The organism is Streptomyces sp. 11-1-2 (assembly GCF_003595545.1).
Taxonomy (GTDB): Bacteria; Actinomycetota; Actinomycetes; order Streptomycetales; family Streptomycetaceae; genus Streptomyces; species Streptomyces hygroscopicus_B.
Map to the genome: position 1 here is coordinate 7,688,344 of NZ_CP022545.1, position 14,938 is coordinate 7,703,281.

Here is a 14,938-nt window from a genome sequence, read left to right on the forward strand (position 1 = left end):
TCACCCCGCTCGTCATCCGCTTTGTCACTCCCGTGGTGTGCAATGGACGAGTGCCCGTGCTGGATGAACCACTGAAGAAGGTCCTGGGCGGCAACACCGCGAAGGTGATGGCCGACCATCTCGACCTGCACACCGTCGGCGATCTGCTGCACCACTACCCGCGGCGGTACGCCGAGCGCGGTGAGCTGACCCGGCTGTCCGATCTGCCCCTGGACGAGCATGTGACCGTGGTGGCGCAGGTCGCCGACGCCCGGGTGCACACGTTCAACGGCGGCCGGGGCCGCCGGCTGGAGGTCACCATCACCGACGGCAGCGGCCGTCTCCAACTCGTCTTCTTCGGCAAGGGTGTGCACAAGCCGCGGGCGGAGCTCCAGCCCGGCACCCGCGCGATGTTCGCCGGGAAGGTCTCGGTCTTCAACCGCAAGCGGCAGCTGGCCCACCCGGAGTTCAAGGCGCTGGGCGCGGAGAGCGGCGCGGAGGCCGTGGAGGCGTTCGCCCATCAGCTGCTGCCGCTCTACCCGGCGTGCAAGCAGATGGAGTCCTGGCAGATCCAGCAGGCCATCGACACCGTGCTGGGCCCGGCCGGCCACGAGGAGACCGCGCTGGCCGGGCTCGTCGACCCGCTGCCCGACGGCCTCCGCGAGGGCCGGGGGCTGGCCACGCTCCCCGAGGCGCTGCGCAAGATCCACCGACCGGCCACCAAGACCGATATCGCGATGGCCCGGGACCGCCTGAAGTGGGACGAGGCGTTCGTCCTGCAGGTGGCGCTCGCCCGGCGCCGCCGGGCCGACGCCCAACTGCCCGCGGCGCCCCGCAAGCCCGTGCCGGACGGGCTGCTGACCGCCTTCGACGCCCGGCTGCCCTTCACTCTCACCGACGGCCAGCGCCGGGTCAGCGAGGAGATCTTCGCCGACCTCGCCACCGACCACCCCATGCACCGGCTGCTCCAGGGCGAGGTCGGCTCGGGCAAGACCATGGTCGCGCTGCGCGCGATGCTCGGCGTCGTGGACGCCGGGGGACAGGCGGCGATGCTCGCGCCCACCGAGGTGCTCGCCCAGCAGCACCACCGCTCGATCACCGAGATGATGGGGGAGCTGGCCGAGGGAGGAATGCTCGGCGGTGCGGAGCAGGGCACCAAAGTGGTGCTGCTCACCGGTTCCATGGGCGCCGCTGCCCGCCGTCAGGCGCTGCTGGACCTGGTCACCGGCGAGGCCGGGATCGTGATCGGCACCCATGCCCTGATCGAGGACAAGGTCCAGTTCCACGACCTGGGGCTGGTGGTCGTCGACGAGCAGCACCGCTTCGGGGTCGAGCAGCGCGACGCCCTGCGCTCCAAGGGCAAGCAGCCCCCGCATCTGCTGGTGATGACGGCCACCCCGATCCCGCGCACCGTCGCCATGACCGTCTTCGGCGACCTGGAGACCTCCGTCCTGGACCAGTTGCCCTCGGGCCGCTCCCCGATCGCGTCCCATGTGGTGCCCGCCAAGGACAAGCCGCACTTCCTGACCCGCGCCTGGGAGCGGGTGCGCGAGGAGGTGGCCGCCGGGCACCAAGGGTATGTGGTGTGCCCGCGGATCGGGGACGACGTCGGCGATGAGGGGGACGCGCCCAAGGGCGCCGCGAGCCCGTCCCCCGAGGACGAGGCCGAGAAGCGCCCGCCGCTGGCCGTCGTCGAGGTCGCCGAGCAGCTCGTCAAGGGCCCGCTGAGCGGTCTGCGGGTGGAGGTGCTGCACGGGCGGATGCAGCCCGAGGCCAAGGACGACGTGATGCGCCGCTTCGCCGCGGGCGAGGTGGACGTCCTGGTCGCCACGACCGTCATCGAGGTCGGTGTCAACGTCCCCAACGCCACCGCCATGGTGATCATGGACGCCGACCGGTTCGGCGTCTCCCAGCTCCACCAGCTGCGCGGCCGCGTCGGCCGTGGCTCGGCCGCCGGGCTGTGTCTGCTGGTGACCGACATGCCCGAGGGCAGCCCGGCCCGGGCGCGGCTGGGCGCGGTCGCGGCCACGCTCGACGGCTTCGAGCTGTCCCGGATCGACCTGGAGCAGCGCCGGGAGGGCGATGTGCTCGGCCAGGCCCAGTCCGGGGTCCGCTCCTCGCTGCGGGTCCTCGCCGTCATCGACGACGAGGAAGTCATCGCGGCGGCCCGGGAGGAGGCGGCCGCGATCGTCGCCGACGACCCGGAGCTGACCGGATACCCGGAGCTGCGCACCGCCCTGGACGCCCTGCTGGACAAGGAGCGCGAGGAGTACCTCGACAAGGGCTGAGACAAGGGGTGGAACAGGGGCCGGGACAAGGCCCGGGACGAGCGCCGAGAGCGGGGCCGGGCTCCGCGATCGGAGCGCGCGGCCACCGCCCGCCGCCGTACGCCATATCGTGGAGGTGTGGCGGCCCCGCCCGGACGGGCGCGGTGCGTCGCAGCCCCGACCACCGCGAAGGACTGCCAACACCCATGACCCGCGTGATCGCCGGAGCGGCCGGCGGCCGACGCCTGGCCGTGCCGCCGGGAAACGGCACCCGACCCACTTCGGACCGGGCGCGCGAGGGCCTGTTCTCCACCTGGGAGTCGCTGCTCGGCTCGCTGGACGGGGCCCGCGTCCTCGACCTGTACGGCGGCTCCGGCGCGGTCGGCCTGGAGGCGCTGTCCCGCGGCGCCGTCCATGTGCTGCTGGTCGAGTCCGACCCGCGGGCGGCCCGCACGATCCGTCAGAACGTCCGGGCGCTCGGTCTGCCCGGCGCGGAGCTGCGCACCGGCAGGGCCGAACAGACCATCACCGGACAGGCCCCCGTCACCGGCCCGTACGACGTCGTTTTCCTGGACCCGCCCTACGCCGTCACCGACGCCGAACTCCGGGAGATCCTCCTCACACTCCTGGGGAATGGCTGGCTAGCGGCCGACGCGCTGGTCACCGTTGAGCGCAGCACACGAGGTGGGGAGTTCGTGTGGCCTGCCGGATTCGAGGGGCTACGGGCCCGTCGGTACGGCGAGGGCACGCTTTGGTACGGTCGCGCCGCCTCGACGTGCGAGAACGCGTCATGACCGGACCCGAGAGCGAGGAACTTCCATTGCGCCGCGCAGTCTGTCCGGGGTCGTTCGACCCCGTCACCAATGGACACCTCGACATCATCGGCCGTGCCTCCAAGCTCTATGACGTCGTGCACGTCGCCGTGATGATCAACAAGTCGAAGCAGGGCCTGTTCACGGTGGACGAGCGGATCGATTTCCTCCGCCAGACCACCGAGGAGTACGGGAACGTCAAGGTAGAGGCGTTCCATGGACTTCTGGTCGACTTCTGCAAGCAGCGGGACATCCCCGCGATCGTCAAGGGGCTGCGAGCCGTCAGCGACTTCGACTACGAGCTGCAGATGGCCCAGATGAACAACGGCCTCTCCGGCGTGGAGACGCTGTTCGTGCCCACCAACCCCACCTACAGCTTCCTCTCCTCCAGCCTGGTCAAGGAGGTCGCGGCCTGGGGCGGCGACGTCTCCCACCTGGTGCCTCCGGTGGTGCTGGAATCGCTCTCCGAGCGGCTCGGCCGGAAGTAGCGGCTGACGGGGCGTCAGCGGCTGTCCGGGAGCGGTCCGCTCGCCGTACAGTCGTGCCGTTCGTTCTCCGTTCCCATCCGCATCCAGACAGTCTGCGAGCACCCACAGTGGACGTGCAGAAGAAGCTCGACGAGATCGTCGATACCGTCGGCGGCGCCCGGTCCATGCCCATGTCGGCCTCGTGCGTGATCAACCGCGCCGAGCTGCTCGCCATGCTAGAAGAGGTGCGTGCGGCACTCCCGGACTCTCTGGCCCACGCCCAGGAGCTGATCGGCGGCCGGGACCAGATGGTGGCGGAGGCCCGCCAGGAGGCCGGGCGGATCATCGAGTCCGCGCACGCCCAGGGCGCCTCGCTGATCTCGGACACGGAGATGGTGCGGAAGTCCCAGGAGGAGGCCGACCGGATCCTCACCGAGGCCCGCCGGGAGGCCGAGGAGATCCGGGCCGAGGCCGACGACTACGTGGACAGCAAGCTGGCCAACTTCGAGGTCGTGCTCACCAAGACCATCGGCTCGGTGGGCCGCGGCCGGGAGAAGCTGCTCGGCCGCGCGCCCGGCGCCGAGGACGGCTTCGAGCAGCCCGACGAGGGCCCGGAGCGCAGCGCCGACCCGGCGACCCTGCGGCAGCGCGCCGACGAATACGTGGACACCAAGCTGGGGGCCGTCTCGGCGGTCCTCTCCAAGACCCTGGAGGCGGTCGGCCGGGGCCGCCAGAAGCTGCTCGGGGCGCGGCCCGCCGATGAGCTCGGGGCCCATATGGCGGCCCAGGACGAGGCCGGAATGGCCCTGCGGACCACCGACGACGACTATCTGGCGGACCTCGCCCAGTCCCAGGCGGCGGTCGCCCAGCCCGTGGCCCAGCCCGATCAGGCGGCCGCCGACGCCGCGTACTACGCCGCCACGGCGGGCTATCAGCAGCAGGACGCGTACGGCTACCAGCGGCAGGCTTACGTACCGCAGCAGGAGCAGCAGGCGTACGTACCGCAGCAGCAGGACCCGTACGCCACGCAGGGCGGTTATCAGCAGGACGCCTACACCTGGCAGCAGCAGCCCCAGGCCCAGGGCTACGACCCGAACGCGGGCTACGTGCCCCCGCAGCCCCAGCAGCCGCCGCAGCACCATCAGCAGCAGCAGTCGGACGCCGCGCTCGACGAGACCAGCCTGTTCGACACGAGCATGATCGACCTCGATCAGCTCCGCCAGTACGAGCAGGGCCGCTAGGTCCCGTCCCCCTCAGGCCGCGGGAATTCCGCCCCCACCGGGCGGATTGGGTCTACGGCGGCCTGTCCAGTATCCTGGCTCTTCGGTCGCGTGTACGTCCGCGATCTCGGCTGCCCGTTTCGTAGTGAAGGATCGGGTGGCCCGCCGTAGCGTAGAAAGCAGGAAGCCCTGAACGCCCGCCTCGACCACCGTGCCCCTCTCGTGTTCGACACGCGCGAGCTGGGCCGTCGTCCTGGTTCGCTGAAAAGGCTCTCCCGTTCCGTGGCGGCGCCGAAGGACCTCGGCATCGAGGTCATCGGGGTGCCGGAAGGCGCGACCGTCGAGCTGGACCTCCGCCTGGAGTCGGTCATGGAAGGGGTGCTTGTCACAGGCACCGCCCGTGCACCGCTGACGGGGGAGTGCGTAAGGTGTCTGGAGCCGCTGGAGCGAGAGCTCGAAGCGGAATTCCAGGAGATGTACTCCTACCCCGACGCCGACGACCGGAGCCGCGACGCGGATACCGGCGACGACGCCGAGGAGGAGGACAGGCTCTTCCTCGAGGCCGACTTGTTCGACCTCGAGCCCGTGCTGCGTGACGCGGTGGTGCTCGCACTGCCGCTGCAGCCGGTGTGCCGGGAGGACTGCCCGGGGCTGTGTGCCGAATGCGGCGCCCGTCTCGCGGACGACCCCGACCACCATCACGATGCCGCCGACATCCGTTGGGCGGCACTGCAGGGACTCGCCGAGACCATGAGGGACGGCGAGAAGGACCACGCACCCCGCCAGCGCGGGGATGACCCACAGGAGAAGTAGCCGTGGCTGTTCCGAAGCGGAAGATGTCGCGCAGCAACACGCGCCACCGCCGGTCGCAGTGGAAGGCTGCGGTCCCCACCCTGGTGGCGTGCGAGCGCTGCCATGAGCCGAAGCAGCAGCACATCGCGTGCCCGAGCTGCGGCACCTACAACCGCCGCCAGGTCCTCGAGGTCTGATCGGCGGGTGACAGGCTCTATGTCAGACGCCACTACGCCCCCGCGTAAGCGCGGTGAAGCGTCCCAGGCGGACACGGCCTCGTCTCACACGATCCTGGAAGGGCGGCTCGGGTACCAGCTCGAGTCCGCCCTTCTGGTGCGTGCGCTGACCCACCGCTCCTTCGCGTACGAGAACGGCGGCCTGCCCACCAACGAGCGGCTGGAATTCCTCGGGGATTCCGTGCTCGGCCTGGTGGTCACCGACACGCTGTACCGCATCCACCCCGACCTGCCCGAGGGCCAGCTGGCCAAGCTGCGGGCCGCGGTGGTGAACTCGCGCGCGCTCGCTGAAGTGGGCCGCGGTCTGGATCTCGGCGCCTTCATCCGGCTCGGCCGGGGCGAAGAGGGCACCGGGGGCAGGGACAAGGCTTCCATCCTCGCCGACACCCTTGAAGCGGTGATCGGCGCGGTCTATCTCGACCAGGGGCTCGACGCTGCCGCTGAGCTGGTGCACCGGCTATTCGACCCGCTGATCGAGAAGTCCTCGAACCTCGGCGCCGGCCTGGACTGGAAGACCAGCCTCCAGGAGCTGACCGCCACCGAGGGGCTCGGGGTCCCGGAGTACCTGGTCTCCGAGACGGGTCCCGACCACGAGAAGACCTTCACGGCTGCTGCCCGCGTCGGTGGTGTCGCGTACGGCACCGGCACCGGCCGCAGCAAGAAGGAAGCCGAGCAGCAGGCGGCCGAGGCCGCCTGGCGCGCGATTCGCGCGGCTGCCGACGAGGCTCAGGCGAAGGCCAAGGCGGCCGACGCCGGAACCGCCGCCACGGCGGCGGACGGCGGAGCCCCCGCCGACACGGCCTCCTCGGCACGCTGATCGGCCTTCCCCGTACCGTCCGTCACGTCCGTAACACCTCTCACCGCCCCCGCGGCGGACGGCCCGCCCGGCCGTTCCGCCCGGGGGCGGTGAGGGCTCAAGGCCAAGGAGGCCCCCGTTGCCCGAGCTGCCCGAGGTCGAGGTGGTCCGCCGCGGACTGGAGCGCTGGGTCAGCGGCCGTACGGTCGCCGAGGTCCAGGTGCTGCATCCGCGCGCGGTCCGTCGTCACCTCGGCGGCCCGGAGGACTTCGCGGCCCGGCTCAGGGGCCGCCGCACCGGGATCGTCCGCCGCCGCGGCAAGTACCTGTGGCTGCCGTTCGACGATGACGGCGCCGCCGAGGCGGTCCTGGCCCATCTCGGGATGAGCGGGCAGCTGCTGGTCCAGCCGGCCGAGGCGCCCGACGAGAAGCATCTGCGCATCAGGGTCCGCTTCGCCGATGACGCGGGCACCGAGCTGCGCTTCGTCGACCAGCGCACTTTCGGCGGGCTCTCGCTGCACGACACCGTCCCCGGCGACCTGGAGGGGCTGCCGGACGCCATCGCGCACATCGCCCGCGACCCGCTGGACCCCGCCTTCGACGAGGCGGCCTTCCACACCGCGCTGCGCCGCCGCCGCACCACGATCAAGCGCGCCCTGCTGGACCAGTCGCTGATCAGCGGGGTCGGCAACATCTACGCCGACGAGGCGCTGTGGCGCGCCCGGCTGCACTACGACCGGCCGACCGCGACCCTCGCCCGCCCGCGCGCCGCCGAACTCCTCGGCCATGTGCGCGAGGTGATGACCGCGGCCCTGGCCGTCGGCGGCACAAGCTTCGACAGCCTTTACGTCAATGTGAACGGCGAGTCGGGGTACTTCGAGCGCTCCCTGGACGCGTACGGCCGCGAGAACGAGCCGTGCCGCCGCTGCGGCACCGCGATGCGCCGCCGCCCCTGGATGAACCGCTCCAGCTACTTCTGCCCGCGCTGTCAGCGCCCGCCGCGCCCGGCCATCGCGGCCCGGCCGGCGTCCCGCCCGGCCGCCTCGCCGCTGTCGGCGCGCGCCGTGTCGTAGCGCTCCTGCGCCGTGAGTACCTCGGGCATCCGGTCCTCGACCAGATTGATCAGTGCCAGCAGCCGCTCGGCGACACCGCTGCCCAGCGGGGTCAGCCGGTAGTCCACGCGGGGCGGGTTGGTCGGCTGCGCCTCGCGGTGCACCAGACCGTCGCGCTCCAGCGCGTGCAGTGTCTGGGACAGCATCTTCTCGCTGACGCCGTCGACCCGCCGCCGCAGCTCGTTGAAGCGGAAGGTGCCCTCGTGGAGCGCGCCCAGGATGAGGGCGCCCCATTTTCCGGTGACATGCTCCAGCGTGCCGCGCGAGGGGCAGGCGCGGGCGAACACGTCGAAGGGCAGGTTCTCCGCGTCCGCCGTGGAGGACGCCGCGCCAGTGCGTTCACAGTCCATGCACACACCATACGCGCACTCAGCGCTGACTCCCGGGCTGCGCTTTCGCATGGTGAGTATGCAGCTGCGGACGCATGCGAAGCCCGGGCTATGCGAAGCCCGGGGCGCGTGCGTACGCCCCGGGCTTGGCGGGTGACCCGCGGCGGCTGGCCGCTCAGCGGCTCAGTAGCCGAAGTCCTGGGTCCACCAGGGGCCGCCGGTGCCCAAGTGCGTGCCGACGCCCAGTCGCTTGAACGAGCAGTTGAGGATGTTGGCGCGGTGGCCGGAGCTGTTCATCCAGGAGTCCATGACGGCCTGCGCGTCCGACTGGCCGCGGGCGATGTTCTCCCCGCCCAGATCCAGGATGCCCGCGCTCTCGGCGCGGTCCCAGGGGCTGTCGCCGTCCGGGCTGATGTGGTCGAAGAACTGGCGCAGGGACATGTCCTCGCTGAAGTCCTCGGCCAACTGGGCGAGTTTGGGGTCGGCCGTCACGGGGGCGCAGCCGACCTTCTCGCGCTCCTTGTTGACGAGGGTGAGGACCTCGGTCTCCGAGGCGGTCTCGGGACCGGCCGACTCCGCCGGGGGCGCGGTCGGCTCCGTCGTGGGCGTACGGGACGGCTTCCCGTGTCCGCCGCCCTTCGAGTTGCCCTTGCCCTTGCCCTTGCCGTTGCCCTTGCCGTTTCCGCCGTCTCCGCCGTTCCCGGAGGGCGCGGAGGACCCCGGCTGCTCCGGCGGTGTGGTGGAAGGGGTGCTGGAGGGCTTGGAAGGGGTCTTGGAGGGAGTTGTGGAGGGTGCGTGAGGGCGATCGTCGCCGCGGCTGGGCGGTATCGAGCTGCGGCCGGTCGGGGCCGCGGACTGCGAGCCCTGTGTCTCCAGGCCCGAGTCCGTGGGACCGCCCGCCTGGACCTGTCCGGCGGAGTCATTGCCCCCGCCCAGTTTGTAGCCGTCTCCCGGAACGAGTCCGGAGGCCATCGCCACCGCGCCAACCGCGACGGCGGCGGACACGCCCAACAGTCCGGTCCGGACCGGAGCGAGGGGGCTCCGGTGCGGTCCCCGGTGGCGGCCTGCGATGGCCTCGTGCGCCACGGCCCCGGGGGCAGATCGTCGATGGCGGCCCATCTCCTGCCTTCCTTGTGTTCTCGGCGTCAAAAGTCGCTCGAAATGTGTCACTCGTGTGCGCGAGCCATGTATCACTCGTGTGGGTGAGTCTCGTTGAGCCGGGACTGTACGCCATTCGGGCCCCAACGCGCGTGCCCAGTGGCTAATTGGATGGTTTAGCGCCTGCTCGCGGGTGGGGTTAGCGTGCGCGTATGAACGAGAGAGTCCGCCTCACCGTGTGGGTCCGCGGCCATGTCCAGGGCGTCGGCTTCCGCTGGTACACCCGGGCCAACGCGCTGCGTATCGGGGACCTCGTCGGCTTTGCCTCCAACCTCGCCGACGGGCGGGTGCAGGTGGTCGCGGAGGGCCCGCGTGCGGAATGCGAACAGCTACTCGAATGGCTGCGGGATGGCGACACGCCCGGGAAAGTCGAGGGAATCACCGAGATCTGGGACACACCGCGCGGTGGCTACGGCACCTTCGAAATCCGTTGATCAACTCACCGGTGGCACCCTCCGCGGTACCCCGCTGACCATGCCTTCCCTGCGCACGGTGAGCAGAAATCGGCTGATGGTTGCCAACGGAGCCGCGCCGTGGAAGGCTGCGGTGTCACGGAAGATCCCCGACCGCCATGGGTCCTCTGGAGAGGGGTGGGCACAGTCCGCCGCCCGTGTGCTCTCGACCCCTGCGGCCCCGTCGGCATGTGATCGTGTTGACCCTCAAACCAATTGGTGAGACGCTGGAAGCCCCGCGCACCTTAACTGTTTGCCGCGCAGCACGGTAGTAATTCGGCAGGCAACGCGGGTGCAAATCCCTCACGACCCAGACCGCTTCGGTCGGTCACTCAGTGTGGAGGACCATCCATCATGGCAAAGGCGCTTCTCGGTTACGTCGGCGGTTCCGACCCCCGAGTCCTCGCCGAGATGCGACGGCTTCAGCAGCGCGTCCAGGATCTCGAATCCGAGCTCGTCCGGATTCAGGCCGAGAACGACGCACTGTCCGCCGCCGCTCACTACCACGGCGACTCGCTGCTCGAAAGCATCGACGTATCCCAGGCGGAGCCTGCGCTCGCCTGACCCAGCCCAAGGGCCGGTCGGGCTGCATCGTCAGCCGCTTGAGAACCTTCAAGGGACGCCTCGGCGTCCCTTCGTCGTATCCCCAAGTGGTCTCCGAGCCACCCTTACCGACTGATGTGCCCCTCTCTCCCAGCGGTGAAACCGATCATTGCTGAAACCGAGAAAAAGCCGGGACGGGAGCGCGGCGCCACCGTCACGGGACGGTGCCGGAAGAGGGGTGACGGGTAGAGTCCAAAGGCGTGCATCTCAAGAGCCTGACCCTGCGAGGGTTCAAATCCTTCGCCTCCGCCACGACGCTCCGGTTCGAGCCGGGTATCACCTGCGTCGTCGGCCCCAACGGCTCGGGCAAGTCCAATGTCGTGGACGCCCTTTCCTGGGTCATGGGCGAACAGGGTGCCAAGTCCCTGCGCGGCGGGAAGATGGAGGACGTCATCTTCGCGGGGACCACCGGCCGTCCCCCGCTCGGCCGCGCCGAGGTCTCGCTCACCATCGACAACGCGGATGGCGCGCTGCCCATCGACTACGCCGAAGTCACCATCACGCGGATCATGTTCCGCAACGGCGGCAGCGAGTACCAGATCAATGGGGACACCTGCCGGCTGCTGGACATCCAGGAGCTGCTCTCCGACTCCGGCATCGGCCGTGAGATGCACGTCATCGTCGGGCAGGGCCAGCTCGACGGGGTGCTGCACGCCGACCCGACCGGCCGCCGCGCCTTCATCGAGGAGGCCGCGGGCGTCCTCAAGCACCGCAAGCGCAAGGAGAAGGCGCTGCGGAAGCTGGACGCCATGCAGGCCAACCTCGCACGCGTCCAGGACCTCACCGACGAGCTGCGCCGTCAGCTCAAGCCGCTCGGCCGGCAGGCCGCGGTGGCCCGGCGGGCCGCCGTCATCCAGGCCGATCTGCGCGACGCCCGGCTGCGCCTGCTCGCCGACGACCTGGTGACCCTGCGCGAGGCGCTGAGCGCCGAGATCGCCGACGAGGCCGAACTCAAGCGCCGTAAGGAGGCCGCGGAGGCCGATCTGCGCACCGCACAGCAGCGCGAGGCGGCGCTGGAGGAGCAGGTGCGGCGGCTCGCGCCCCGGCTGCGGGACGCCCAGCAGACCTGGTACGAGCTCTCGCAGCTCGCCGAGCGGGTGCGCGGCACGATCAGCCTGGCGGACGCCCGGGTCAAGAGCGCCACCTCCGCTCCCGGGGAGGAGCGGCGCGGCCGCGACCCGGAGGACATGGAGCGCGAGGCGGCCCGCATCCGGGAGCAGGAGGCCGAGCTGGAGGCCGCCCTGGAGGCGGCGAGCCGGGCGCTGGAGGACACCGTGGCGCACCGGGCCGAGCTCGAACGCGGCCTGGCCGACGAGGAGCGCCGCCTTAAGGACGTGGCGCGTGCCATCGCCGACCGCCGCGAAGGGCTCGCCCGGCTCCAGGGCCAGGTGAACGCGGCCCGTAGCCGGGCCGGTTCGGCGGGCGCCGAGATCGAGCGGCTGGCCGCGTCCCGCGACGAGGCACAGACCCGGGCGGTCGCCGCGCAGGAGGAGTACGAGCAGCTCAAGGCGGAGGTCGACGGACTCGACGCGGACGACGCGGAACTGGCGGAGCGCCATGAGGCCGCCAAGCGCGAGCTGGCCGAGGCGGAGACCGCGCTGAGCGCGGCCCGCGAGGCCGCGACGGCCGCCGAGCGTGAGCGCGCCGCGACCTCCGCCCGCCATGACGCCCTCGCTCTCGGCCTGCGCCGTAAGGACGGCACGGGCGCCCTGCTCGCCGCCGCCGACCGCCTCGGCGGACTGCTGGGCCCCGCCGCCGAACTCCTTACCGTCACCTCGGGCTTCGAGGTCCCCGTCGCCGCGGCCCTGGGCGCCGCCGCCGACGCGATCGCCGTCACCGGCCCCCGCGCGGCGGCCGAGGCGATCCGCCTCCTGCGCACCGACGACGCCGGCCGCGCCGCCCTCCTCCTGACCACGGCCGCCCCCGACCACGCGGAGCCGGGCGGTTCCGGCGCCCCGCGCGCCGCCTCCGGTGAACCCGCCCCGGGCGGCGCCGCCCTCGTGCCGGGGACGCGCGCCGAGGGGGCGGTGCCCGGCGAGCCGGGCCAGGTGGCCCCGCCGCGATCGGCCGTCGCCCCGGCAGCGGCCGGTTCCCCTGCCTCCCCCTGCGCGCCGGAGCCCGGCGGTTCGGAAGCGGGCGGGGCGCTGGGTGCGAATGCCGAAGCGTCCACGGCCGGGGCGGGTTCCCCGGCCGCCGCGCCCCCGCCCAACGGCCGGGCGGGTGGGTCCACCGACGCGGGTGACGGCGCTCCCGCCGTACCGGGCACGCGGTCCCCGGACGGTCCGGTAGCCGGGTCCTCCGGCTCCGATGACGGTTCTCGGCCCGGCGGGATCGGCGAACCGTCGGGCGCGGCGGACGCCTGGGGCGCCGCGTCGGGGTCCGGCGGCCCGGGCGCGCCGCAGGCCGTCGCCGATACCGCGGGGGCGTCGCCCGACGCGGGGGACGGTGCTGCCCCGGGCACACGCGCGCCGGGCACCGACGCCGCGAGCCGGGGTGACACGGGTGCCGCGAGCACGTCCGCAGGGCCCGGCGCCGACCGGCCCGTGGTGCCGGGTACGCGGCCGGAGGCGACCGGGGACGAGGGCCGCGATCCCCATACGGCGTCTGACGGCGCCCCACCCGCTTCGGAGCCCGGTGCCACGGTCGCCGCCGTCGGTGGGCCGTCCGGGTCGGCCACGCCCGCCGTTTCCGCGCGGGTGCCGCATCCCGCCGGGGGAGAGGCGACCGTGCCGGGTGCCGTACCCGAGGGGGCCGCCACCCGCGATGAGCCCGGTAAGGCCGCGACGGCCGAAGGATCCCCGTGGGTGGCGGATTTGGTGGCCGGGCCCGCGGCGCTGCTGCCCGCCGTAAGGCGGTTGCTCGACGGCATGGTGGTGGTCGGGACCCTGGAGGAGGCCGAGGAACTGCTCACTCGGCGGCCGGAGTTGACGACCGTGACCGCCGAGGGCGATCTGCTCGGGGCGCACTTCGCACAGGGCGGGTCGGCCGGGGCGCCCACGCTGCTGGAGGTGCAGGCGTCGGTCGACGAGGCGGCGGCGCAGCTCGAGCGGCTCGCCGTACGGTGCGAGGAGCTGGCCGGGGCGCAGCGTGCGGCAAAGGAGCGGCGGGCCGAGTGCCTGGCGCTCGTCGAGGAGCTCGGGGGCCGCCGGAGCGCGGCGGACCGGGAGAAGTCGCGGGTCGCGCAGTCGCTGGGCCGGCTGGCCGGGCAGGCGCGCGGGGCCGTCGGGGAGGCCGAGCGGTCGGCCGCGGCCGTCGCCAGGGCAGAGGAGGCGCTGGAGCGGGCGACCGGGGAGGCGGAGGAGCTGGCCGAGCGGCTGGCGGTGGCGGAGGAGCAACCGGGTGAGGAAGAGCCCGACACCTCCGTACGGGACCGGCTCGCGGCCGACGGCGCCAACGCCCGGCAGACCGAGATGGAGGCGCGGCTCCAGGTCCGTACGCATGAGGAGCGCGTCAAGGGGCTCGCGGGGCGGGCCGACGCGCTCGACCGGGGCGCGCGCGCCGAGCGCGAGGCCCGGGCCCGCGCCGAGCAGTTGCGCGCCCGGCTGCGCCATGAGGCCCAGGTGGCCTCCGCCGTGGCCTCCGGCGCCCGCCAGCTGCTCGCCCATGTGGAGGTGTCGCTGGTACGGGCCGGCCAGGAGCGGGACGCCGCGGAGCGCGCCAAGGCCGAGCGCGAGCGGGAGCTGGACACCGCCCGCGGCCAGGGGCGCGACCTCAAGAGCGAGCTGGACAAGCTGACCGACTCGGTGCACCGGGGCGAGGTGCTGGGGGCGGAGAAGCGGATGCGGATCGAGCAGTTGGAGAGCAAGGCGCTGGAGGAGCTGGGGGTCGAACCGGCCGGGCTGATCGCCGAATACGGCCCCGACCAGCTCGTCCCGCCGTCCCCGCCCGCCGAGGGCGAGGTGCTGCCGGAGGATCCCGAACATCCGCGCAACCAGCCGGTGCGGTATGTGAGGGCGCAGCAGGAGAAGCGGCTGAAGGCCGCGGAGCGCGCGTACCAGCAACTCGGCAAGGTCAATCCGCTGGCGCTGGAGGAGTTCGCGGCGCTGGAGGAGCGGCATCAGTTCCTGAGCGAGCAGTTGGAGGACCTCAAGAAGACCCGGGCCGATCTCCTGCAGGTGGTCAAGGAGGTCGACGAGCGGGTCGAGCAGGTCTTCACGGAGGCGTACCAGGACACGGCGCGCGAGTTCGAGGGCGTCTTCTCACGGCTGTTCCCCGGTGGAGAGGGGCGCCTGGTGCTGACCGACCCCGAGAACATGCTGACCACGGGCGTGGACGTGGAGGCCCGGCCGCCGGGCAAGAAGGTCAAGCGGCTGTCGCTGCTGTCGGGCGGTGAGCGCTCGCTGACCGCCGTGGCCCTGCTGGTGTCGATCTTCAAGGCGCGGCCGAGCCCGTTCTATGTGATGGACGAGGTCGAGGCGGCGCTGGACGACACCAATCTGCAGCGGCTGATCCGGATCATGCAGGAGCTGCAGGAGGCTTCCCAGCTGATCGTGATCACTCACCAGAAGCGGACGATGGAGGTCGCCGACGCGCTGTACGGCGTCTCCATGCAGGGTGACGGGGTCTCAAAGGTCATCAGCCAGCGCTTGCGGTGACCGATTCAATACTTGAAGTCAAGACATGCCCCCGCGTGTCACCGTGCTGCAACGATTTCTTCGTCACACTCTATTGACTTCGAAACTTGAAGGAATAGTCTCTGCAACGTTGCTTTTACCT

13 protein-coding genes are annotated in these 14,938 nt (G+C 71.9%); 11 read left to right on the forward strand and 2 right to left on the reverse strand.

From position 1 onward, the window contains the following. Positions 1-107: 107 nt before the first annotated feature. From recG to mutM, 8 genes are all read left to right on the forward strand, one after another. Complete coding sequence (gene recG / locus CGL27_RS33160) at positions 108-2,267, forward strand: ATP-dependent DNA helicase RecG (protein WP_240451025.1); 2,160 nt, start codon at positions 108-110, stop codon at positions 2,265-2,267. 185 nt (positions 2,268-2,452) lie between these two features. Then, the gene (gene rsmD, locus CGL27_RS33165; RefSeq protein ID WP_119991621.1) at positions 2,453-3,040 is read left to right on the forward strand and encodes a 16S rRNA (guanine(966)-N(2))-methyltransferase RsmD; all 588 of its coding nucleotides are present in this window, start codon (positions 2,453-2,455) and stop codon (positions 3,038-3,040) included. Then, a complete protein-coding gene (gene coaD, locus CGL27_RS33170) occupies positions 3,037-3,546 on the forward strand; it encodes a pantetheine-phosphate adenylyltransferase (RefSeq protein ID WP_078643959.1) in 510 nt (169 codons plus the stop codon). Before rsmD ends, coaD begins: the two co-directional genes overlap by 4 nt. A gap of 107 nt (positions 3,547-3,653) precedes the next feature. Then, positions 3,654-4,766, forward strand: a complete 1,113-nt coding sequence (locus tag CGL27_RS33175; RefSeq protein ID WP_119991622.1) for a cell division initiation protein — start codon at positions 3,654-3,656, stop codon at positions 4,764-4,766. 201 nt (positions 4,767-4,967) lie between these two features. Beyond that, positions 4,968-5,558 carry a YceD family protein gene (locus tag CGL27_RS33180; protein ID WP_240450723.1) on the forward strand — a complete coding sequence of 197 codons (591 nt, stop codon included), beginning with the start codon at positions 4,968-4,970 and terminating at the stop codon, positions 5,556-5,558. 2 nt (positions 5,559-5,560) lie between these two features. Further along, positions 5,561-5,734, forward strand: coding sequence for a 50S ribosomal protein L32 (gene rpmF / locus CGL27_RS33185; RefSeq protein ID WP_009714764.1), 174 nt, complete (start codon positions 5,561-5,563; stop codon positions 5,732-5,734). A gap of 19 nt (positions 5,735-5,753) precedes the next feature. Continuing rightward, positions 5,754-6,590 carry a ribonuclease III gene (rnc, locus tag CGL27_RS33190; RefSeq protein ID WP_078643962.1) on the forward strand — a complete coding sequence of 279 codons (837 nt, stop codon included), beginning with the start codon at positions 5,754-5,756 and terminating at the stop codon, positions 6,588-6,590. A 118-nt stretch (positions 6,591-6,708) separates the two neighbouring features. Further along, the gene (mutM, locus tag CGL27_RS33195; RefSeq protein ID WP_119991624.1) at positions 6,709-7,641 is read left to right on the forward strand and encodes a bifunctional DNA-formamidopyrimidine glycosylase/DNA-(apurinic or apyrimidinic site) lyase; all 933 of its coding nucleotides are present in this window, start codon (positions 6,709-6,711) and stop codon (positions 7,639-7,641) included. Here the strand turns inward: mutM and CGL27_RS33200 are convergent. After that, positions 7,557-8,030 carry a helix-turn-helix domain-containing protein gene (locus tag CGL27_RS33200; protein ID WP_078643965.1) on the reverse strand — a complete coding sequence of 158 codons (474 nt, stop codon included), beginning with the start codon at positions 8,028-8,030 and terminating at the stop codon, positions 7,557-7,559. The two genes, mutM and CGL27_RS33200, sit on opposite strands and share 85 nt — an antisense overlap. Positions 8,031-8,192: 162 nt before the next feature. Beyond that, positions 8,193-9,014 carry a CAP domain-containing protein gene (locus CGL27_RS33205; protein ID WP_346345752.1) on the reverse strand — a complete coding sequence of 274 codons (822 nt, stop codon included), beginning with the start codon at positions 9,012-9,014 and terminating at the stop codon, positions 8,193-8,195. A gap of 305 nt (positions 9,015-9,319) precedes the next feature. On the opposite strand from CGL27_RS33205, the gene CGL27_RS33210 reads away from it, so the two are divergent. From CGL27_RS33210 to CGL27_RS33220, 3 genes are all read left to right on the forward strand, one after another. Continuing rightward, positions 9,320-9,601, forward strand: a complete 282-nt coding sequence (locus tag CGL27_RS33210) for an acylphosphatase (protein ID WP_119991626.1) — start codon at positions 9,320-9,322, stop codon at positions 9,599-9,601. Between the two features lie 372 nt (positions 9,602-9,973). Further along, positions 9,974-10,183, forward strand: a complete 210-nt coding sequence (locus CGL27_RS33215; protein WP_014055172.1) for a hypothetical protein — start codon at positions 9,974-9,976, stop codon at positions 10,181-10,183. A gap of 239 nt (positions 10,184-10,422) precedes the next feature. Next, positions 10,423-14,817, forward strand: a complete 4,395-nt coding sequence (locus CGL27_RS33220; RefSeq protein WP_119991627.1) for an AAA family ATPase — start codon at positions 10,423-10,425, stop codon at positions 14,815-14,817. Positions 14,818-14,938 lie beyond the last annotated feature (121 nt).

What these genes read in the sequence shown, in the direction of transcription:
- CGL27_RS33200 (WP_078643965.1), bottom strand. Translation starts at nt 8,030, where the DNA reads ATGGACTGTGAACGCACTGGCGCGGCGTCCTCCACGGCGGACGCGGAG.
- CGL27_RS33215 (WP_014055172.1), top strand. Translation starts at nt 9,974, where the DNA reads ATGGCAAAGGCGCTTCTCGGTTACGTCGGCGGTTCCGACCCCCGAGTC.
- rsmD (WP_119991621.1), top strand. Translation starts at nt 2,453, where the DNA reads ATGACCCGCGTGATCGCCGGAGCGGCCGGCGGCCGACGCCTGGCCGTG.
- rnc (WP_078643962.1), top strand. Translation starts at nt 5,754, where the DNA reads ATGTCAGACGCCACTACGCCCCCGCGTAAGCGCGGTGAAGCGTCCCAG.
- CGL27_RS33210 (WP_119991626.1), top strand. Translation starts at nt 9,320, where the DNA reads ATGAACGAGAGAGTCCGCCTCACCGTGTGGGTCCGCGGCCATGTCCAG.
- recG (WP_240451025.1), top strand. Translation starts at nt 108, where the DNA reads ATGGCCGACCATCTCGACCTGCACACCGTCGGCGATCTGCTGCACCAC.
- coaD (WP_078643959.1), top strand. Translation starts at nt 3,037, where the DNA reads ATGACCGGACCCGAGAGCGAGGAACTTCCATTGCGCCGCGCAGTCTGT.